Consider the following 22,620-nt stretch of genomic DNA (forward strand, 5'->3'; position numbering starts at 1 on the left):
TTATAACTGTAAGTAAACAGATTTACAACTAAAACTGCGCATAAATAAATCCACCTGTTGTTGTCATCACATATCCGAACATCGGAATTCCAAACACCAGCATACCATACACGGCCCATCGGATGACTAATGGTTTTCTTCCCAGGCCCTCCCTGATCTTAATTCCACGTTCCTGAAAGAAACTGATTATAAATACCACCAGACATCCTGCCGCCAGAATCATATAATCCAATCCATCCAGCCCCAGTGCCAGTAAAGTACCATCTGTAAGTGTTGCCATAGAAAAACCCGTTACTGTACTCTTCATCATAGCAAACGCCGCCGACAAACTCACTGCCATATCAAAATACCAGCTGATATTTACCAGTATAAATGTCCTTATAATCCTTATGACATGCCACGCTTTTGATTTGGGATCAATATGCATCTTTTCGAATCCCATCTTGTAAACCGGTGCCAAAAGGGTGCTGACAGCAATAATCATGCCATTATAAAGTCCATATACAATATATTTCCATGCAGCCCCATGCCAGATTCCCACCACAAGAAATACAATAATATTAGCTACGCAAATTGGAAGAACTCTTCCTGTTTTCTTCCCAAAGATTTTCTTCGTCCATTTCCCGAATCTGCCCATCCATCCGGATAATGACACCGGATAGAAAACATAATCTTTCATCCATGTACCGAGAGTAATATGCCATCTATGCCAGAAATCTGTAATGGAAATGGCAAAATACGGTCTTTTAAAATTCTGATCCAGTTCTATTCCGAATAATTCAGCCACACCAATAACTACATCCATTCCTCCCGAAAAATCCATATACAGCTGAATCGAATACATCAGCACTGCCACAATATTAGTTATTCCGGAGTACTGTGTATAATTCTGAAACACCTGATTGACCACTGCTGCTGCACGGTCTGCCAGAACCAGCTTCTTAAAAAATCCCCAAAGGATCAACTGCAAAGCGTACTGCGTCTTTTGCAAATCAAAAGAATGTTCTTTATAAAGCTGCTCCGCCAAACGATTATATCTGCCAATCGGTCCCTGCAGAAGCTGAGGAAAAAAAGACACAAACAGAGCAAATCGAAGCAGGCTCTTCTCAGCTTTGCATTTTCCCCAATACACATCCAATATATACCCCATAGACTGAAACGTGTAAAAGGAAATTCCAAGTGGAAGCAGTAGCTTCTGAAACGAAATTCCGGTATGAAACAATGCATTCACATTTTCAATAACAAAATTTGTGTACTTAAGCACTGCCAGCATTCCAAAATTCAAAAACAGACAAAGTACCAGTATCTTCTTTTTCTTTCTTTTAGCCTCCTTCTTTTCAATATTTTCCCCGCTTATTCTCTCCATAAGCATTGCGGCTCCATAAGTAGTGAAAGTCGTAAAGACCAGAAAGGAAAGAATCCTGATTCCCGATGATGCATAATAAATATAACTGAACACCAAAAGCCAAAGCCACTGGTATTTTCTGGGAATCAGATAATATCCGATGACAGCTACTGTTACGAACATCAGAAATTCCATGGATATTAATGACATATGTTATGCCTCCTGAAGTCTCTGTACCATTTCCCAGAGTGCCTGTGCAGAATTAAAATTTTCCGGAACAATTTCTACAGGAGTAACCTCCACATCAAAAGCATCCTCCAGTTCACTGACAATAGAAAGAATCGCAAAAGAATCCAGTATTTCATCATCAATTAACGTTGTACAATTTTCATAATCTACACCAGGCTGAATATCTTCTAAGATTTCTAATAATTTTTCCATAGTTCTAATTCTCCTTTTCTCTGCTTAACAAATATTTTCCCAATTCCCTGCTGAAATCTTCGGCATCTTCTCCATACATGTGTCCGTCATAATCCCAGTAACTGTTCATACTCCTGTCAAAATGCAGATCCTTATCAAAATTAAAATTCTGATATGGAATTTTATGTTTTTGCATCATCTCCGAAAATAACCGATCTGCCTGCATAAAGTTATCCGGCATATTAGAAACCGTATCTTCCGGAACAGGCAAAGTAATCACTTCCAGCTCAATACTCTCTTTGCGACAATACATCACTATTTTTTCAAATGCTTCTACTGCACTTTCCCGAATCTGTGTCTCGTCCCATGGAATATTGTTGAAGGTTCCCTTATCCGCTCCTTCAACCTTATTCTGATACAAAAATCCACCTTTTTTATATACGCCTCCCGGTATATCCAGGATCGCCGGATCATAATTTTTGTACATGGCACTACTCTTTTTTTCAATCGTATCCTTTATTTTTATCAGATTATTTTTATAATAACTCCACGGAAATAAGGTGCTTCGAAAATCCTGCTTCATAATCTTGACAAGAAAATACTCTGCCTTATTCAGCGACAGTGGAAATTCCTTATAAAAAAACATTGCTGTTGATCCCTGTCTCTGATCCTGAATCCAATATGACGGATCCAGTTCATAAATAATCTTCCGGGGTTTGTTCTTCCGGCACACTTCTTTCATCAGATAATAACTGTCTATCGGATACTCGTCAGCCATACAAAGGTTAAAGCTTTTTTCTCCCGTAACATTATCTATAATTTCCGGACTGATTCCATACTGTCCATGGGAAGTGCCGATAAAAAGATAATCAATATCTTCCATTTTCTTTACATTATGAAGATTCATCCACACTACATTAGGCGGCATAGTCAGCCAGTTCAAACACGCTGACAGTAACACACAGATTAGAGCAAATAATATCATCCTAATCCAGCATCTCATTCTATTACTCATTCTATCCCCTTATCACTCCACTTCCACACAATTAATTTTATCCGTCCCTCTCTGTTTTCGAACCTCCTGAATTTCTCCTTCATCGTAAAACAGTATTTTCGGCAAATCCCGGCTCAGAAACAAGTACATCCCTTCAGTCACCGAATACGCTCCGACACGCTCGAACACAAGAACATCTTCCGGTTCCGCCTGGCAAAGAGGCATCTGTTTTACGATCACATCATTGACCGTGCACAGAGAACCACAGACATTCCAGTCTTCTATTTTTCCTTCTATACATTCCCGGTGCTTCATTTGACGATAATGAGGAATTTTCATAGCCATTGCCTGTCCAAAGTAATTCAGATGATGGATTCCTCCATCCACGATACAGTATTTCTGCCCTTTATTAATCTTCTGATCTACGATGGATGTAAGATAATATCCGCAGTATGCAGCAAGATAACGTCCCATTTCCAGTGTGATTTTTCCAGAAAAACGCATTGATTGAAGTTTTCGGGAAAACTGCTCCAATAAGGCTTTGTCATCTACTTCCTCATCTCCTTCGAAATAAGGCACGTAAAATCCCGGTCCATACTCCAGATGCTGTACCTCAAATCCGGTTTCTCTCTGTACTCTTTCACAAAGTTCATCCAGATATTCCAACTCCTTTTCGATTTTGGACCATTTCTTTTTCTGTGTCCCGGAATAGCTCTGAATTCCCTGGATAGCAATATGTGGATACTCATCACGATGAACAATTATATCCACAACCTCCTCTTCATCTACTCCAAACTGATTACCGCTGGTCACCCGAATCAATGCACGGATCGTCGTTCCTTCTGCCGCAGCACAGGATTCCAGCATCTGTAAATGCTGCCTGGACTCGATGGTATATATTCCGGCGTTCTTATATTTACCTATCGCATACGCCATATCTTTTTTTTCTTTATTGACACCGGAAAGCACAATCTGCTCCATGGAAATCCCTGCTTTCTCACAGATGCGGAACTCTCCCGGCGAACACACCTCATAACAATCCACATATTTTTTCAGAGGGGAGATTAAAAATGGATTTGATTTCATCGCATAGCATATCTGAATCCGTTCTCCCAACTCCTTTTGGAGGCAATTTCGTATCATATCCACACGTTTTCTCAGCATGTCCAAATCAAAAACATATGCCGGGGTGTGATATTCCTCTGCAATTTTTCTTAGAACAATTTGATTCATTCTTAATCCTCCATGTATTCTTCTTTTAATCTCTTTCGATCAATCTTCCCGTTTTTTGTAATCGGGAAATGTTCCACCTTCCGGAATTTATTTGGAAGCATAAAGGCCGGAAGCAATTCACCGATTTTCCGGACTATCTCCCGTTTTTCTATATCTCCCTGGTAGAACGCGATAATTTGATTCTTTTTCTCATCATACAGACAACAGGTTCGCACAATTTCACCTATCCTCTCCATGGCGGTCTCAATTTCTCCCAGCTCTATACGGTGTCCCATATGCTTAATCTGAAAATCTTTTCTTGACGCAAAATACAGATTTCCGTCCTCTCCATAATATCCCAAATCTCCGGTTCTGTATATTGTTTCCAAATAGCGGATATTCAGCGGATTTTGCACAAAAGTCCGTTCCGTCTGTTCTTTGTTATTATAATAGCCCAAAGAAAGTGCCGTTCCGGATACACATATTTCACCTTTGACATTGCAGTCTGTTATCTGGCGATTTTCTTCATCCAGAAGGAATACCTTTTCATTTGGAAATGGTTTACCAATCGGAAGATTATCTCCCGGTTCAAATTCCCGGTCAATAATATAATACGTACAGTTACATGTAATTTCTGTTGGACCATATACATTCACATACATTGCATCCGGGATATGCTTTCTCCACTCATTCAGATGCTTTACCGGCATGGTTTCCCCACTGAATATTATACGCCTTATCTTTGTCGGAACTTTATATTCAAATCCTTTCAGCGTTGTAATCATACACAGGGCGGAAACTGCCCAAATAAGTGTTGTGATATTTCGCTCTTCCAGAAAATCCAGAAGCTTTGTCGGAAAGGAAAAGTATTTTTTCGGGATAATCTGCATAGTTGCCCCCGTTTTCAGAGTGGAATAAATATCCTTTACCGATACATCAAAATCAAATGGTGCCTGATTTCCGATAATATCTTCATCTGTTATCCCAAAAATATCTGTAAATTCCTCTATAAAATCTATGACTGAGCGATGACTGACAACTACGCCTTTGGGCACCCCGGTAGAGCCAGAAGTAAAAATTGCATAAAGCGGATCTGTATCCAAATGCTGCTCTTTTCTTTCCGAAAGAATATCTCTCATCATTCCTTCTTTAACTTCTCCCGAATTTTCCCAGGCATTATCTCCTGCTATCTGCTCAATATCCAGAATTTCTCCTTCAAATTCAAGTTCATCCAATTGTTTCTTAAAGGTCATGTCTGCAACCAGTACCCTGGCTTCCAGCGTGTTCAGTATCTGTTTCAAGCGTTCCGAAGGAAATTTCGGATCCAATAATATATAGAAACACCCTGCATACACCGCCCCCATAAACGCATAAATGGCATTCACACTCTTCTCCATAAATACCGGTATCGGGCTCCCTGCTTCTGCTTTCTCAGCAATACAGGCGCCCGCCATCCTTGCTTTTATTTCCAACTCCCTATAGAAACAGGATGTGTGTTCATCTGCAAATGCCGTTTTATCAGGAAATCTTTCCGCTGAATTCTCCAGATAATCTAATATATTTCGTATCATTTTTTCCCCTTTCGTACTATGAATATCTCGCATAGACATAAGACCGCGGACTACCTCCGCGGTCTCATCATTCCATTTTATTCCCCCAAACCGTCTTCTATTGCTTTAACCATAGCAGCCAGCGCTTCTTCTTCATCCGCTCCGTCACAGATTAACTCAATCTCGTCTCCTTTTTTAATACATGCCCCCAGAACACTCAGAACACTCTTTGCATTTGCATTGGTATTGCCATACTGGAATGTAATTTTACTGTCAAACTTTACAGCTGTATTACAAAAGATTCCAGCAGGACGCAGATGCAATCCTGTAGGGTTAATAATTCTTACTTTCTTACTTACCATATTACTATTTAACCTCCGCTCTCTTCTTTTTTCTCCAGAACCACCTGTACCTCCACTTTATTCTCAAGGGTACATCCTGCAGGCAATTCTATATCCACAGGAACCGTATATGTTCCTGCCATTTTCAATTCGCTCAGATCGATGCTGGCCTTTTTATCCACCTCGTAATTCTCTAAAACTTCCCGTGGACCTCTGATGTGTATTTCCAGATCATCCGTCCCTGCATACGACATTTTCAAACTATCATCCAGATTTTTCACACTGATAGAACCAACCGGCAGATCCAGATTCCTGGTTCCGTCTTTTTCTACCGTGATCGTGATCAGCAGGTTATTTCCCGTCTCATCAACAAGTCTTGTATGTTCCGGAAGATATGGGGTAATATCGATGGTTTTCTCCATCTTTCTGGATATCTTCTCCTCTCCAATCGCCTCAGCCGGAACATAAATTCCTGTAATGTGACTCAGAACTTCTTCCTCTCCGGCAAGCAGTATCTCCTGTGGCGAATAGGACACTCCCGCTACAGAGAATCCATCTGCAGCCTCAATCGACGTCTGATCAACATGAACCGGAACACTCTTGGTATGCAAAAGCGTGACATCAATATTTACTCCTATCTTACCCAGATTATTTCCCAGCAGGGACTGATCTATCACATTATTCTCGGCATCATAAAGAGTAAGTGATGATTCCAGTTTTGTGTCCTGGGATAATCCGGATACATCTACTTCAGCAATTACCTTGCTGATACGTTCTACTACAGATTCAGGTCCATTAATTGTTACCTTCTCCGGATCTGCTTTTATTGTCCCAAGCACATATCCATCTCTGACTGTTCCGGTAGTAACCGGGGTGATCGGGAAAGTATTGCTTGCATTATTTTCAATCTTTACTCTCAGATTTCTCGGATTTGCAACAGCACTGTCAACCTTATAACCTCTCACCTGAACCTCAATCGGAACCAGCGAATCCAGATATAATTCTCTCATATCAGCAACAGCGACGATGTCTTCCGCTTTAATCTTGCTTAATACGGAACGAACTGCACTGATTGAAACACTTACTGTCTGGGTATTATCTATAATCTGATATGTTTTTGTATCAGTGGTTGTAATTACTTCTTCATGTTCAACCACAACCGGAATATTGTCATATGTTTTCGTCTTTACCGGATCATCAATATTCACAACCAGAAGCCACAGAATGAAAGCAAACAGAAAGGCTAAAAGCTTCAGGCCGATGTTATTTTTCAGACGTTCTCTCATGGTGCAGCCTTCCTTTCCATTTTGAAATCAATGTAGATCCTGTTTTTTTGTTCTGAATATATTCCAGCCGCTCACGAAGCTGTTCCTTCGTAAGATTACGACTCAGTCTTCCACCTTGTGCCACGGACACCATTCCGGTCTCCTCGGACACAACGATAATAAGGGCATCACTGACCTCACTCATTCCCACAGCCGCACGGTGTCTGGTTCCCAGCTCCTTACTGAGTCCCATATTGTCGGAAAGGGGCAGATAACAGGTTGCAGACACTATTCTGTCATTTCTTACGATAATAGCCCCATCATGGAGAGGGGTATTATGTTCAAATATATTAATCAGAACCTGGCTTGAAACCAGACAATCCAGCCTGATTCCCGTACTTTCATACTCAGTAAGCTTAATCGCCTGTTCTACCACGATCAAAGCTCCTGTCCTGGCCTTTCCCATAATGAAGGATGCATCCACTATTCCCTCAATCGTCTCTTCACTGAAACGTCCGTGCTCTTTATTCGTATCAAAGATCACCATCGAAGAAATGAATTTTCGCTCGCCCAATTTTTCCAAAGCTCTCCGTAGTTCCGGCTGGAACACAACAATTACTGCCGTGGCCATTACGGTTACAGAGTTTTTTGCAAGCCACAAAATAGTGTGCATCTGAAATATTGCTGCCAAAAAGATGAAAACTCCAAGAACCACGATTCCTTTCATCAGCATCCATGCTTTCGTATTCTTAATCCAGATCATAATCTGATACACAAGAAAAGCAATAATCAGGATTTCAATAATATCCGTCAAATGCATCTCAGGAAAATACATTCCCTTCACATATCTCTCAAAGAACTGTGTGATTCTCTGTTCCATCTTCTCACCTCCAATTATAATTTATTTTGTATTCCAGAAATCTATTTTTTCTTCTTATTTAATCTGAGTTCCCTCTGAAGGCTCTGTGTCAGGAGCAAATGTTCCGTATTCCCGGTAACTGTACTGCTCTTCGCCTGTGGAGCTCTCTTTTTCACTGTTGGTCTTGTCTCTTTTGATACCACACTTTTTTTCGCCGACGTTTTCTTTACAGGCGGTCTCTTTTTCCCAGCGGTCTCTTTTACTGTCTTTGAAGCTCCTGCTGACTTAGGGGCCTTTCTCCTGATCTCGTCAGTATCGATAATCTCCGTCTCTTCCCGCTTTTCTTCTCTGCTGTTAATACGTTTTACCGTCTTTTCCGGTGCAGCAACTGTAATTTTGGGAACTGCCTTAACGTAATAATAATATTCATCATCTTCAAACTGCAGACTTTCTCCTCTGGAGTAATCCACGCAGAAGAAAATAACCTCGAGAATCAATCCGATAATAACAGCTGCGACATTACCTCCAATCAGAGATGCATAAGATGCGTGAACACCAAATGCCATATCTCCTGCCGCCACAAATACAATATTAACTACTGCCCCGGCTACGATTGCTGCTTTCCAGGCATGAGCAATTGCCATTCTGCGAACACTGTAAACCACAAAGAGGCAGATAACAAGTGCTATTACCATAACCCACATTTCTTTATTTTGAAATGCCTGTTTAATAAAAGCTGTGAGCTGTTGCAGCATGCCTGCAGCTTCTTCACCCTTTACTGCAGACGCAAATGCCTTGGCAGAATGAACCAGATAATATACAACTACACCACATCCGATCGGCAAAGCACACGCCGGAGTACCCAGCAGCCCAAATGCAACAGGAACAGCAAATGGAATCTTTAAGGCGAAAGACAAACCTGCCAGCAAAATAATAACTGCTTTCTTTGGTGTAAAACGCAGATAGAATATGAACATAATCAAAAATACGATTGCTGTAACCGCCATGATTCCAATAGAAACACAGTACAAGTGTAAAAGAATCAGTCCTGCAGCACACAGAACCGTTGCAACAGGTGGAAGGAAGGCACAGATCACTGCCATTCCCAGTGTAACAACAGGATTAGCAGCTATTTTCATATATCCAAGATTCTGGTTCAACAGATAAAATGTAAACAGTGCCAGAGCAAACTGAATTCCTTTATCAATGTATTTGGAATATTTTGCGTATATGTTCTGCAATTGTCCTTTTAACACAAATAAACTATCCATAACTATTGGTTCTCCTTTTCATATATCTTCAGCAATCTTGTTAAATCATGATTATACTTCTTCACGCGCATTCTTGCATCCTGATGTTTTTTATTATAAAGTCGGCTCGCTGTCACCAGATAAACAATCAGAACGACCAGATAGCCGATAACTGCGGTTAATCCCATAACCAGAATCAGCTGCAGTGACATCTTTTCCATCCATGTGTCAAAGCCTCCGACAATAATCAGCGCCCAGACTAAAATATAACCAATCGTCATCCAGAAAAACGAATACAATCTATGCAGACTTACATAATCCTTTCTATAATAAGCACTGATCTTGAAATCTTCTTTACCTTTGTTCTGTTCATAGGAAGCCATTCGCGTCATTAGCTTTACTTTTCGCTCATCTAACATAATCCACCTCTGTCTGAAGTTTTCTACAATAACCCATTATTTTTAAGTATAACAAATATCAGTACCCTTGTCCAATACTTATAGTTAAAAAATAGACTTTTTGCGCCCCTGCCCGGCGTAGAACCTGAGCCGCATAATCTATTGTATTTCCTGTTGTATAAATATCATCAATCAGAAGTACACAGGCTGGCGGTCTCCATCTGTTTTTCCATGCAAATGCATGACGCAAATTACTTCTTCGTGCCCGCATATCCAGCTTCTTCTGAGGTTTGGTATTCCGTATTCTCACAAGGCTTTTGCATTCTACCGGGATATTCATTAATTTTCCAATGTCTTTCGCCAGAAGTTCCGCCTGATTATAACCCCTCTGCCTTCGCTTTTTTCTGCTTAATGGAACAGGAACAATCAGTTGAATCCCCCATCTTCGTATATTATCTCCAAAATGCTCTGCCATCTGCTCTGCAAAAAAATGACTGTATATTCTTCTATTGTGAAATTTGAACTGATAAATGGCAGATGCCGCCAATGACTGATGAAGCCACAGAGATAATCCCCTGTCATAAATATGATGTGTATGCAGACAATCATAACAATATTCCTGATTTTCGTCAGATAAAGGCTTGCCGCACTGCATGCAGCGCGGCCCCCTGATATAAGGAAGCTGATCCATGCATGAAGAACATGCACCTCTTCCCTTCGCTCTTTCTATAACCTTCCCACAAAAAGGGCAGGTATATGGATATAGAATATCCAGTATGCTCATATACAAAACTCCCGAATTCTTTCCGCAAGACTGGTATTTCGATTCTGTTCATTGGTATTACGGATCATTTCTTCAAATACGCTGTCACTTCCCACCAGAGTGACACACTTCCTTGCTCTGGTGACCGCCGTATAAAGAAGATTTCTATGATAGAGCTGACGCGGTCCCTGAAGCAGTGGTATTATCACTGCCGGATATTCACTGCCCTGAGACTTATGTATGGTTATCGCGTACGCCAGTTCCAGTTCTTCCAGCATCTGAAATGGATAAGTCACCAGCCGGTGTTCATCATATTCCACCGTCATTGTTTCTTCATAGGAATTAATTTCCCGAACAATTCCCATATCTCCATTAAAGATTCCCAATCCTTTATCTACCGTCATCCCGTATTTCGTTTTGATTTCCCACTCAAGCTGATAATTATTCTTAATCTGCATGACCTTATCGCCCACACGGAATTTCCGATCCCCATTCTCCTTCTCTGCTTTAGAAGCGGATGGAGGATTCAGATATTCCTGCAGAATTCCATTCAGGCGTTCCACTCCGAGAAGGCCTTTTCTCATAGGAGTCAGTACCTGAATATCATAAATATCAGCACCCACGTATTTGGGAAGTTTTTTTAATATAAGGGTCAGTACCACACTGATAATGGTATTGGCATCCTGACGCTTCAAAAAGAAAAAATCTCTGCTTTTATTATCCAGAAGCACCGGTTCTCCACGGTTGATCTTATGAGCATTGACAACAATATCACTCTCGCCGGCCTGGCGGAAAATTTTCGTCAGCATAACGACCGAAAAACAATGTGAATCTATAATGTCCTTCAGAACGCTTCCAGGTCCCACGGACGGAAGCTGATTACGGTCTCCCACCAGTATCAGCCTGGTTCCTACACAGACCGCCGACAGGAGTGCATGCATCAGAGGAAGATCCACCATAGACATCTCATCAATAATAATGACATCCGCTTCCAGTGGATTTTCCCGGTTTCTCATAAAACCATTTTTCTGTTCCTCATCTTCGGGATTACCGCTTACCTCCAACAGACGGTGTATCGTCTGCGCTTCACACCCGGTAGTCTCTGTCATACGTTTCGCAGCCCTGCCGGTTGGTGCAGCCAGAGATATATCCAGTCCCTCGCTTTCAAAGTAACGGATCATAGCATTAATAGTTGTTGTCTTTCCCGTACCGGGACCTCCCGTAAGAATCAGTACACCATGGCATACTGCTTCTATAACAGCCGTCCTCTGCATCTCATCCAGCGGAAGCTCCATATTTTTTTCGATAGAAGAAAGGCGATGCAGTATCTCCGTCTCACTTACATCACACCGGATATTCAGGTCATGCAGCATTTTAGCGATGTTAAGCTCCATATAATAGAAATTGGATGCATATACTCTTCTGCCATCCTCGCCTTCTTTTATGATAATCTTACGCTCCATAGACAGATCCATCAGGTATTTCTCAACACACGCAATCTCCACACCGAGGAGTTCTCCTGTCCTTGCAGCAAGAACCTGCTCTCTGAGATAAACATGTCCTTCCGCAGTGCTCTGCAATAAGGTATAGAAAATACCACTTCTGATCCGATAATCAGAATCTGCATGAATGCCGATCTTTTTCGCTATCTCATCTGCCGTCCGGAATCCGATTCCGGAAATATCATCCGCCATCTGATAGGGGTTTTCTTCCAGCACACGATAAATACTATTACCATAGTGCTGATAAATCTTTGCCGCCAGTGTGGTTGATATACCATATTTCTGCAGATAGATCATGGCTTTTCGCATATCCTTTTTTTCTTCCACCTGCTCAGCAATCTCTCTGGCCTTACGCTCACTGATTCCCTTTACTTCTGCCAGACGTTCCGGCTCTTCCTCAATGATACGAAAAGTATCTTCCCGGAACTTGCGCACAATCCTGCCTGCCAGCGCCGCTCCGACGCCCCGAATGGCGCCTGATCCCAGATATCGCTCGATTGACATGAGATCTTCCGGCTCACACACCTCCGACGATGACACAGAAAGCTGCATCCCATAAAGTGCATGCATCACATATTCACCGGTGAGTTTCAGAAGTTCTCCCTCTTCTATATAATGGAATGTTCCCACACAGGTCAGTTCACCATCTTCATTATTCAGATTGAATACTGTGTATCCATTGTCCGCGTTGCGATACACTATATGATCTACATATCCCTTGACTTCTTCCATAAGTATTCTATATTTCTTTCTTACCGCTCATAAATTCTACATACTGACCCGTTCCGATAGCAACTACCTTCATTGGGTCTTCCGCTGTTATAGTATTAATTCCGGTTCTCTCCGCAATCAGTTCCTCCAATCCACGAAGCATGGAACCTCCTCCCGTCAGCATGATTCCTCTGTCCAGAATATCCGCCGACAATTCCGGCGGTGTACGCTCAAGAACACTGATTACAGCTTCCACAATCTGTCCTGTTGTCTCCCTGAGAGCCTCCTCCGTCTCAGAAGAAGTAACGGTCACCGTCTTTGGCAGACCGGTGATCAGATTCCGTCCCCGGACTTCCATGCTCTCCTCCTCAACAAGCGGATATGTTGTTCCAATCTTAATCTTAATGTCTTCTGCAGTCCGGTCTCCGATCAGCAGGTTATGCTTCTTGCGCACATAGCGCACAATCGCCTCATCAAAATCATCACCCGCAAGTTTAATAGAAGTATTTACCACAGCTCCCCCCAGAGAGATTACTGCAATATCTGCCGTTCCTCCACCGATATCAACAATCATATTTCCACATGGCTTTGATATATCGATTCCTGCACCTATTGCCGCTGCAACAGGCTCCTCTATCAATAGAACTTCTCTGGCACCCGCAGCATAAGTAGCTTCCTCTACTGCTTTTTTCTCTACTTCTGTCACACCGCTCGGCACACAGATACTGATCCGCGGCTTTGTGAACATACGCCTGCCCAGTGCCTTTTGAACAAAATACTTTATCATTTTTTCTGTCACTGTATAATCTGAGATCACACCCTGTCTGAGCGGCCGTACCGCTATAATATTCCCCGGTGTTCTTCCAAGCATCAGTCTTGCTTCTTCGCCAATTGCCTTGATTGCATTCGTATCTCTGTCATATGCAACCACAGATGGCTCCTTTAAGATGACACCTTTTCCCTTAACGTATACGAGAACGCTGGCCGTACCCAAATCAATTCCAATATCTACTGACATTTAAGCTTCCCCTTTCATTAAGTTATTTGCTCAGCATATCATCTTTTGTACATATATGCAAACACGTAATTATTTTTACGTGTAACTATTATTATAATCACATTCCGTAAAAATGGAAAGTTATTTTCTTAATTCTTTCTTACGCCTTTCTTAAGTGCCATGTCGATATATTTTCCAGTATAAGATATCGGATTTGCCGCTACTTCTTCCGGAGTTCCCTTCGCGATAATAGTTCCACCCCGGTCACCACCTTCCGGTCCGACATCAATAATATAATCTGCCGTTTTGATCACATCCAGGTTATGTTCAATTACTATCACAGTATTTCCGTCAGAGGCCAGTCTTCGCAGGATCTCCGTCAGCTTATGCACATCCGCAAAATGAAGTCCCGTAGTAGGCTCATCCAGAATGTAAACCGTCTTACCGGTGCTCCTCTTACTCAGTTCTGTAGCCAGCTTAATTCTCTGTGCCTCGCCACCGGACAAAGTCGTGGAGGGCTGTCCCAGACGGATATAGGAAAGTCCCACGTCATAAAGAGTCTCCATCTTCCGACGGATACTCGGCACATGTTCGAAGAAATGAAGTGCCTCTTCCACCGTCATATTCAACACATCATATATACTTTTTCCTTTATAATGAACCTCTAAAGTTTCTCTGTTATATCTCTTTCCTCCGCAAACCTCACAAGGAACATATACATCCGGCAGGAAATGCATCTCTATTTTCAAGATACCGTCTCCACTGCAGGCCTCACATCTTCCACCCTTGACATTAAAACTGAATCGTCCTTTCTTATATCCCCTCGCCTTCGCATCCGGAGTTGCCGCAAACAGATCACGGATCAGGTCAAACACTCCCGTATAAGTAGCAGGATTCGATCTGGGCGTTCTTCCGATCGGTGACTGATCAATATTGATTACTTTATCCAATTGTTCCATTCCCTCGATGGCATCATGTTTGCCCGGGATGGTTCTGGCACGATTCAGTTCTCTTGCCAGACGTTTATAAAGTATCTCATTTACCAGTGAACTCTTGCCGGAACCTGATACACCCGTCACACAGGTCATCACTCCCAGCGGAAATTCTACATCTATATGTTTCAGATTATTTTCACTGGCTCCTATGACTTTAAGCCATCCGGTGGGCTGCTTTCTCTCTTCCGGAACCGGAATCTGAATCCTTCCACTCAGATATGCACCGGTAATGGATTTCTTATTCTTCATGATTTCCTTAGCCGTGCCCTGAGCCACCACTTCGCCGCCATGCTCCCCTGCTCCCGGACCGATATCTACCACGCAGTCTGCAGCAAGCATCGTATCTTCGTCATGCTCTACCACAATTACAGAATTTCCCAGATCACGCAGATGCTTCAGGGTATTCAGAAGTTTATCATTATCTCTCTGATGCAGACCGATACTGGGCTCATCCAGAATATATGCAACACCCACAAGTCCGGATCCGATCTGAGTAGCCAGACGTATTCTCTGCGCCTCACCGCCTGACAGAGAGCCTGTAGCCCTGGCAAGCGTAAGATAGTCCAGTCCCACATCCAAAAGGAACTGAAGTCTGGCATTAATCTCCTTCAAAATCTGACCTCCTATCATTTCCTGCTGCTTCGTCAGGGCAAGCTGATTCAGAAATTCTTTTAATACAGTAATAGAAAATCCGGTTATCTCAGAAATATTCTTCTCTCCAACCGTCACAGCCAGAGATTCCTTTTTAAGCCTCTGTCCGCCACATTCATGACAGGGAGTAATGCGCATAAACTCCTCGTATTCTGCCTTAATAGTCTCCGAAGACGTTTCGCGGTATTTGCGCTCCATATTGCGGATCAGACCCTCGAATGCCACATCATAGATTCCTTCTCCCCGCTGCCCACGGTAGTGAACCTTTACCTCTTTTCCATTGGTTCCATGAATGAGTACATCGTGAACTTCCTTTGGATAATCCTTAAACGGAGTACTCAAAGAGAAATGATATTCTTTCGAAAGCGCTTCTAATATTGCTCTGGTATAACTCCCTTTATCTGTGCAGGACTGCCATCCCATCACTGCGATTGCACCTTCATCGATACTCAGATTCTTATCCGGTATCATCAGATCTTCATCAAATTCCATTTTATATCCAAGACCATAGCAGACCGGGCAGGCACCGAATGGATTGTTAAATGAAAAGCTTCGGGGTTCAATCTCATCCACACTGATCCCGCAATCCGGACAGGAAAAACTCTGGCTGAATCTTAAGGGCTCTCCCCCAATAACATCCACAACCAGAAGACCTTCTGCAAGATGAAGGACACTTTCAATAGAGTCTGTCAGACGTTTCTCTATTCCCGGTTTCACTACAAGTCGGTCTACAATAATCTCTATGTTATGTTTAATGTTTTTATCCAATACAATCTCTTCCGACAATTCATACAGGTTGCCGTCCACCCGGACTCTTACATAGCCACTCTTCTTTGCCCGTTCAAACAGCTTGGCATGGGTTCCTTTTCTTCCCCGAACGACCGGAGCAAGAAGCTGTATTTTTGTTCCCTGTTCCATTTCCATGACCTGATCGACCATCTGATCGACTGTCTGCTTCTTAATCTCTTTCCCACACTTTGGACAATGGGGTATTCCAATCCTCGCATATAACAACCGGAGATAATCATATATCTCCGTCACCGTTCCCACCGTAGAACGTGGATTGCGATTCGTGGATTTCTGATCAATGGAAATTGCCGGAGACAATCCCTCAATACTCTCTACATTTGGCTTCTCCATCTGCCCAAGGAACTGCCTTGCATAAGAAGACAGAGATTCCATATATCTTCTCTGCCCTTCTGCGTAAATAGTATCAAATGCCAGAGAAGATTTTCCCGAACCGGACAAACCGGTCAGTACCACCAGTTCATTTCTCGGAATATCCAGGTCTACATTTTTCAAATTGTGCTCACATGCACCTCGTATTTTTATATTATTCTTATTTTTTACTGCCATCTCTGTCTTTGTACTCCTTCTGTTTTCTGCAGCTTACATATCCTGCAGCTGTTTTTTCAACTCCGTCATCTTATCCCGCAGTTCTGCTGCCGCCTCGAAATTCAGTTCCGCTGCCGCCTTACGCATCTGCTTGCTGATATCCTTGATCAATTTCTCCAGCTCATCCTTATTCATGGATTCCGGATCCTTTTCAAGCCGAAGTTCCTCTGCAGCCACTTTTTTGGAAATGCTGATAAGGTCACGCACAGACTTCTGTATCGTCTTCGGCGTGATTCCATGCTCCTCATTATACCGCATCTGTATCTCACGGCGGCGTCTGGTCTCATCGATTGCATTGCGCATGGAATCCGTCATATTATCCGCATACATGATAACATGTCCTTCTGCATTTCTCGCAGCACGTCCGATTGTCTGCACCAGTGAGGTTTCTGAACGCAAGAATCCCTCTTTATCCGCATCCAGAATTGCAACCAGTGTAATTTCCGGGATGTCCAGACCCTCTCGCAAAAGGTTAATTCCCACCAGAACATCAAACACATCCAGACGCATATCCCTCACGATTTCCGTCCGCTCCAGCGTGTCGATATCAGAGTGAAGATATTTTACCCGGATGCCCAGTTCCCGCATATAATCTGTCAGATCTTCCGCCATCCTCTTCGTCAGTGTAGTAATCAGAACCTTGTGTTTTGCCGCAATCTCTTTATTTACCTCGCTGACCAGATCATCTATCTGTCCTTCCACCGGACGTACCTCCACCTCCGGATCAAGCAAACCGGTAGGACGGATCACCTGCTCAGCCCGAAGCAATTCATTCTGCTCCTCATATGGTCCCGGTGTGGCAGACACAAACAGCACCTGATTGATTTTACTCTCAAATTCCTCGAAGCTCAAAGGTCTGTTGTCCTTAGCGGACGGCAGGCGGAAACCATAATCCACCAATGTCGTCTTTCTTGACTGGTCTCCATGATACATGCCGCCGATCTGAGGCACCGTCTTGTGAGATTCGTCAATCATCATAATAAAATCGTCCGGGAAATAATCAATCAGCGTGTGAGGAGGCTGTCCCGGTGCAAGCCCTGTCAGATGTCTGGAATAATTTTCAATTCCGGAACAGAAGCCTGTCTCTCTCAGCATTTCAATATCAAAATTTGTCCGTTCTGAAATTCTCTGAGCCTCCAGAAGCTTATCTTCGCCTTTAAAATACTTAATCTGTTCTTCCAGCTCCACCTCAATATCGCTGATGGCACGATTCATACTCTCCTGGGATACTACATAATGGGACGCCGGGAAAATAGCCACATGATTGAGTTCATTCTTAATCTCTCCCGTCAGAATATCAATCTCTGTAATTCTGTCCACTTCATCTCCAAAAAATTCTATCCGATATGCAATATTTTCCGTGTAAGCCGGAATAATTTCCAACACATCGCCGCGCACCCGGAAGGTTCCCCTGTGGAAATCAATCTCGCTGCGGTCATACTGAATCTCAATCAGCTTTCTGATCACATCATCTCTGTCCTTCTCCATTCCCGGGCGCAGAGAAATCACCATCTCCTGATAGTCAATCGGAGAACCCAGCCCGTAAATGCAGGACACACTGGCTACGATAATTACATCCCGTCGTTCAGAAAGCGCAGCCGTTGCAGAATGTCTCAGCTTATCAATCTCATCATTAATAGATGAATCCTTCGCAATGTAGGTATCAGAGGAAGGAACATAAGCCTCCGGCTGGTAGTAGTCGTAGTAGGACACAAAATACTCCACTGCGTTCTCAGGGAACATCTCCTTGAATTCTCCATAAAGCTGAGCAGCTAATGTTTTATTATGGGCAATGACCAGCGTCGGCTTCTGCAACTGCTGAATCACATTAGCCATGGTAAATGTCTTACCTGAACCCGTAACCCCTAGTAAAGTCTGGCATTGATTGCCTTCCTTAAATCCTTTGACCAGTTCCGCAATTGCCTGTGGCTGGTCTCCTGTAGGCTGATATGGGGCATATAATTTAAACTCTGGCATGGTAAAAACCTCCTTTTCACGAAGTACTTCGACTACTATAAACCATCAAATTCGTGTAATTCTGAAAAAAATTCGTGTAATTTTCATTTTTTTCGTTGGTCTATAGGCGAACTTTTTCAATTACACGAATGGAAGTCACAAATTCACTTTTTCAAAACGTCGCAACACCAGAAAACACAAGGCATCACGGTATGTAACGAAGGTCACAGATTTCCGTGACCGTTCTTTGTACAGTATAGCACTATTTACGGTATCTGGCATCTGCAATTAACACCTTACAGCGTTTCTTGTAGCATGCAATTCCATATTTCAGGATATGCCTTATCCCCTCTTCCTGAAGTTCTTCCTCATACCGTCTGCTTTCAATCTGCTCCAAAGCTTCCTTACAGGCTCCCTCCAGTCTGCCGTCCTCTGCATATTTTACTTCAATCACAATACCAATTTCTTCATCATCACTTCTCACAAGAATATCACTGTAGCCATCCCCTGATTCTTCATTGGACGATATGATCCATGTGTCCTTATAGCCCAGGAGACCCAAAAGAATACCATGATAAAAATTTTCTTTCATTGGCTTTTTCACAAACGTATCCCGGATACTGATTGTCTTGCGTAAATAATTCGAAAAGCCTTTCTCTGCCTTCTCTACATCTCCATTTTGAAGAGCGTCGCAAAAAGCGTTTACAGCATCTCCGTTCTTTTTGATGTTTTCTTTAAAAAGCTCCATGATCTGTTCTGTGTAAATCTCACGAATTTCCAAATTTGGAATTGCCAGATAAAATCTTTTCCTACCTGCCTGTCCTCGCAGTGTAAGATAACCAGTGGTAAAGAGGACGCTCCATATATTATCAATGGAACTGTACATATCCTTGTATGTTAATTCCTGATGGATTTCCTTTTGTATTACTCCGCCCGCAACAAGTTGTTCAATCTCATTCTTCGTTGTACCGATATCTGCTCCCTGAATGAACTTTTTTACCGCATCATTACTACTGGTATTTGACCAATAATTCTGTGGCCGGGCATTGCTATCTTTACAGAGCTTGCTGCAATGGCATATTACATCCCACGGACAGTATACCTCTACATTTCCAAACTGATATCCATCATACCATTCCTTAATGGTCTCATAACCCTTAGAAAGGTTATAATATTCCAACAGTTCTTTTATTTCCTCATCTGTAAATCCAAAATATTCATCAAACTCCACATCTGCAACAGATAAAACCCGCAGATTATTCAATCCGGTAAAGATACTTTCTTTTGAGATACGCATGCATCCCGTCAATACCGCAAATTCCAGACTATCATTCGTCTTCAATGCCTGCTGAAACAGATTACGAATCAATACGATCATCTGGTCATAATATCCCTGATCATACGCTTTTGCTAACGGCACATCATACTCGTCAATCAAAAGAATCACCTTTCGCTCATAATGCTTTTCCAAAAGTTCTGATAAAACTTTTAAACTTCCATATAGCACTGCCTCACTCATATCTGCCCGCAGCAATGTAGTATATGCGTCTTTATCATAAGACGTAAGACGTTCGCTGTCCAAAAGATACTGGAAGCGCCGGGCTTCTGCATTGACAATCTGAACTGCCAATTCTCGCGCCGTGTCAAAAGAGCCTGCATCGATTGCTTTCAAAGATATTGAAATCACTGGAAATTTCCCCATATATTCTTCACATAAAGAAACCTCTTTTGAAATTGCCAGTCCTTCAAAAATCTCTTTCCTGCCTCCCGGTTCAAAGAAGCTTTTCAACATACTCATATTCAATGACTTTCCAAATCTTCTCGGTCGGGTAAACAGAGTTACCTTGCCCCAGTTCTCAAACAGTTCTTTAATCAATCCCGTTTTATCCACATAGTAAAAACCTTTTGTCCGAATTTCTTCAAAATTCTCAATTCCGATTGGGAGTTTCTTTTTTCTGGCTTCCATTTGGTGCTTATTCTCCTTTCCCCAATTTCTAATTTAATATCATCTATCGCATCAATCTGTTCTCAGCTTTACAAAACAAATATCTCCTATATTATAACAGAAATCACATACAAAACCCACTACTTCTTTTCATTGCAGCCTGATAATAGATATCATACACGCCAAACACCCATGACTTCCTTCTTATATAAGGTATATGCTGATCTGCTATTTAAGTAATTCCCCATTTGTTGCCCCTTTCTGTCGGAAGGCTCCCGGAAACATGATGTTTTCATTTTCCTGCTTCAGCTCCTTATAATTGGCACCCCCCGGATTTCCAAGATAAGTGTCTGGCACTGGTTACCTTCCTCAAATCCTTTTACTAACTTTTCAATCGCCTGCGGCTGGTCGCCGGTCAGGACTTATTCTGATACTAATTCAAAATGATCCATGAGTTCCTCCTATGAATCTATTATCTGCATTTTTTTATTTATAAGTGTCTGTGATGTGGGAGTGCCGGTATTACTGCCAGTATTTCTTCTAAAAATATAAGGGAAGCATTACGCTTCCCTTATAGGCTTTATCGTTTCTCTCTTCAACGCCTTTGGTGTCGAGATTGCATGGCTTTATTCTTCAGTTTTGCTATGATTAAAATCAGTCACAAATTCGTGTAATTTCATAATTTACAAAATCAAGATTCAGTTTCATGCGTTTCAACAACAATAATTCCGTCCTGCTCATCACCTATCAAAACTTTGTCAAAATCACTTTGATAAAGCTGATCCTGTTTTATCCTATATTTTTCAAACTCACTTAGGGCATGCTGTTCTGCCATTTTTGCAGAAATAGTTCCGGCATGAGTAAGAATCTCTTTTCTTGACAGACGCAATACACCTTCAAATTGTTCTGCCCAATCCTCCATCGTCATTGGAATTTGTTCTTCTGCTCTAAGCTCCGCCAAATCCAAATAAGCATTCACAATTCTTGCCATTGCTGTTAATTCTTCTGCTGTCAAATAATTCTTAGCAACTACTACATCAAATCTTTGAATTTTACCATTCGGCGCATCCTTCCAGGTATTCAATCCCATATGTTCTTTCTCGCTATCAGCTCTGTGATAAATCACTTCCGCAGCTGTTTCTCCATGAATCGCCCAATGTAACTGATTTTGTACTTTTGCAAAAAACACTCTGGTCGTCTGTGCGTTCGGATCATAATCAATACTTGTCGCATAAATATCTGTGATTTTTTGATAAAATCTTCTTTCTGACAAACGTATTTCCCTGATTCGTTCCAGTTGCTCTTCAAAATAATCTTTTGTCAAAACAGTACCAAAATTTTTCAGACGCTCATCATCCATAGTGAAACCTTTTATCGTAAACTCTTCAATAATACCATTCGCCCATTTACGAAACTGTACAGCTCTCGGCGAATCCACTTTATTGCCTACTGCAATTATAGCCTTTAAATTATAATGGTTCGTGTTATAGTTTTTTCCATCAGATGCAGTTATTCGAAATTTTCGAATAACTGACTGTTCTTCCAGTTCACCATCCGAAAATATTTTTTTTAGGTGATAATTAATCGTATGAGGTTCTACATTGTATAAAAGCCCCATCATTTTCTGCGTAAGCCAAACATTCTCATCAAAATATATCGCATTTACATCACTTTCTCCAGTCGCTGTAATAAAAGTAAGATACTCCGCTGCTGAAGATCGGATAATAGATATTTCTTTCTTTTTTTTCTTTGCCATCCGTGTTACCTCTTTTAACCATCAAAACATTCACATATGTAACATTTTATTATATTCTTGTTAAATAAGCTTTCATCATCAATTCATCCAGTCTTTCCTTTGAATCTATTGTCTTTGTTTTCTGTTGCCATTATATCATTTCGACTAACGTCTCACTGAAGACATTCGTCATATGTCGATGTCCGCAAGCGCACATCATCGCATGACTCATTATATCAGAATATAAAATAAAAGTACAGAACAACCGAATGTTTGTTCTGTACTTTCTCAATCCGCCATAACTGGATGGTGTTTTTAATTTGATTCCCTGCTTAT

18 protein-coding genes and 1 pseudogene are annotated in these 22,620 nt (G+C 41.9%); all 19 read right to left on the minus strand.

What is annotated here, in order from left to right; all coding sequences use genetic code 11:
- Positions 1-28: 28 nt before the first annotated feature.
- The gene (locus ACQRCC_RS04165; RefSeq protein ID WP_427849537.1) at positions 29-1,555 is read right to left on the minus strand and encodes an MBOAT family O-acyltransferase; all 1,527 of its coding nucleotides are present in this window, start codon (positions 1,553-1,555) and stop codon (positions 29-31) included.
- 3 nt (positions 1,556-1,558) lie between these two features.
- Positions 1,559-1,786, minus strand: a complete 228-nt coding sequence (locus ACQRCC_RS04170; protein ID WP_427849538.1) for an acyl carrier protein — start codon at positions 1,784-1,786, stop codon at positions 1,559-1,561.
- Between the two features lie 4 nt (positions 1,787-1,790).
- Positions 1,791-2,780, minus strand: a complete 990-nt coding sequence (locus tag ACQRCC_RS04175) for a hypothetical protein (protein ID WP_427849539.1) — start codon at positions 2,778-2,780, stop codon at positions 1,791-1,793.
- A gap of 12 nt (positions 2,781-2,792) precedes the next feature.
- Positions 2,793-3,992 (minus strand): alanine racemase, encoded by a 1,200-nt coding sequence (locus tag ACQRCC_RS04180; RefSeq protein WP_427849540.1) that lies wholly within the window; start codon positions 3,990-3,992, stop codon positions 2,793-2,795.
- 2 nt (positions 3,993-3,994) lie between these two features.
- Positions 3,995-5,542: an amino acid adenylation domain-containing protein gene (locus ACQRCC_RS04185; protein ID WP_427849541.1), complete on the minus strand. Its 1,548-nt coding sequence runs from the start codon at positions 5,540-5,542 to the stop codon at positions 3,995-3,997.
- Between the two features lie 77 nt (positions 5,543-5,619).
- Positions 5,620-5,883: an HPr family phosphocarrier protein gene (locus ACQRCC_RS04190; protein ID WP_427849542.1), complete on the minus strand. Its 264-nt coding sequence runs from the start codon at positions 5,881-5,883 to the stop codon at positions 5,620-5,622.
- A gap of 8 nt (positions 5,884-5,891) precedes the next feature.
- Entirely contained in the window at positions 5,892-7,148 is a 1,257-nt protein-coding gene (locus ACQRCC_RS04195) for a CdaR family protein (protein WP_427849543.1), read from the minus strand.
- Positions 7,126-8,007 carry a diadenylate cyclase CdaA gene (cdaA, locus tag ACQRCC_RS04200; RefSeq protein WP_427849544.1) on the minus strand — a complete coding sequence of 294 codons (882 nt, stop codon included), beginning with the start codon at positions 8,005-8,007 and terminating at the stop codon, positions 7,126-7,128. Before cdaA ends, ACQRCC_RS04195 begins: the two co-directional genes overlap by 23 nt.
- 41 nt (positions 8,008-8,048) lie before the next feature.
- Entirely contained in the window at positions 8,049-9,257 is a 1,209-nt protein-coding gene (locus ACQRCC_RS04205; protein WP_427849545.1) for a hypothetical protein, read from the minus strand.
- A 2-nt stretch (positions 9,258-9,259) separates the two neighbouring features.
- On the minus strand, positions 9,260-9,655 hold the full coding sequence (locus ACQRCC_RS04210; protein ID WP_427849546.1) for a hypothetical protein: 396 nt from the start codon (positions 9,653-9,655) through the stop codon (positions 9,260-9,262).
- A gap of 58 nt (positions 9,656-9,713) precedes the next feature.
- Complete coding sequence (locus tag ACQRCC_RS04215) at positions 9,714-10,418, minus strand: ComF family protein (protein WP_427849547.1); 705 nt, start codon at positions 10,416-10,418, stop codon at positions 9,714-9,716.
- Complete coding sequence (gene recD2 / locus ACQRCC_RS04220; RefSeq protein ID WP_427849548.1) at positions 10,415-12,631, minus strand: SF1B family DNA helicase RecD2; 2,217 nt, start codon at positions 12,629-12,631, stop codon at positions 10,415-10,417. Before recD2 ends, ACQRCC_RS04215 begins: the two co-directional genes overlap by 4 nt.
- A gap of 7 nt (positions 12,632-12,638) precedes the next feature.
- Positions 12,639-13,628, minus strand: a complete 990-nt coding sequence (locus tag ACQRCC_RS04225; RefSeq protein WP_427849549.1) for a rod shape-determining protein — start codon at positions 13,626-13,628, stop codon at positions 12,639-12,641.
- 128 nt (positions 13,629-13,756) lie between these two features.
- Positions 13,757-16,609 carry an excinuclease ABC subunit UvrA gene (uvrA, locus tag ACQRCC_RS04230; RefSeq protein WP_427849550.1) on the minus strand — a complete coding sequence of 951 codons (2,853 nt, stop codon included), beginning with the start codon at positions 16,607-16,609 and terminating at the stop codon, positions 13,757-13,759.
- Between the two features lie 33 nt (positions 16,610-16,642).
- A complete protein-coding gene (gene uvrB, locus ACQRCC_RS04235) occupies positions 16,643-18,625 on the minus strand; it encodes an excinuclease ABC subunit UvrB (RefSeq protein ID WP_427849551.1) in 1,983 nt (660 codons plus the stop codon).
- A 241-nt stretch (positions 18,626-18,866) separates the two neighbouring features.
- Positions 18,867-20,570, minus strand: coding sequence for an AAA family ATPase (locus ACQRCC_RS04240; RefSeq protein WP_427849552.1), 1,704 nt, complete (start codon positions 20,568-20,570; stop codon positions 18,867-18,869).
- A gap of 207 nt (positions 20,571-20,777) precedes the next feature.
- A complete protein-coding gene (locus ACQRCC_RS04245; protein ID WP_427849553.1) occupies positions 20,778-20,906 on the minus strand; it encodes a hypothetical protein in 129 nt (42 codons plus the stop codon).
- Positions 20,891-20,968: pseudogene (locus ACQRCC_RS04250) on the minus strand (DEAD/DEAH box helicase family protein); the annotation flags it as partial. The pseudogene ACQRCC_RS04250 and the gene ACQRCC_RS04245, both read right to left, overlap by 16 nt.
- 272 nt (positions 20,969-21,240) lie before the next feature.
- Positions 21,241-22,305: a virulence RhuM family protein gene (locus ACQRCC_RS04255; protein WP_427849554.1), complete on the minus strand. Its 1,065-nt coding sequence runs from the start codon at positions 22,303-22,305 to the stop codon at positions 21,241-21,243.
- Positions 22,306-22,620: the final 315 nt, after the last annotated feature.

This window comes from Sporofaciens sp. SGI.106 (genome assembly GCF_050314255.1).
Lineage (GTDB): Bacteria > Bacillota > Clostridia > Lachnospirales > Lachnospiraceae > Claveliimonas.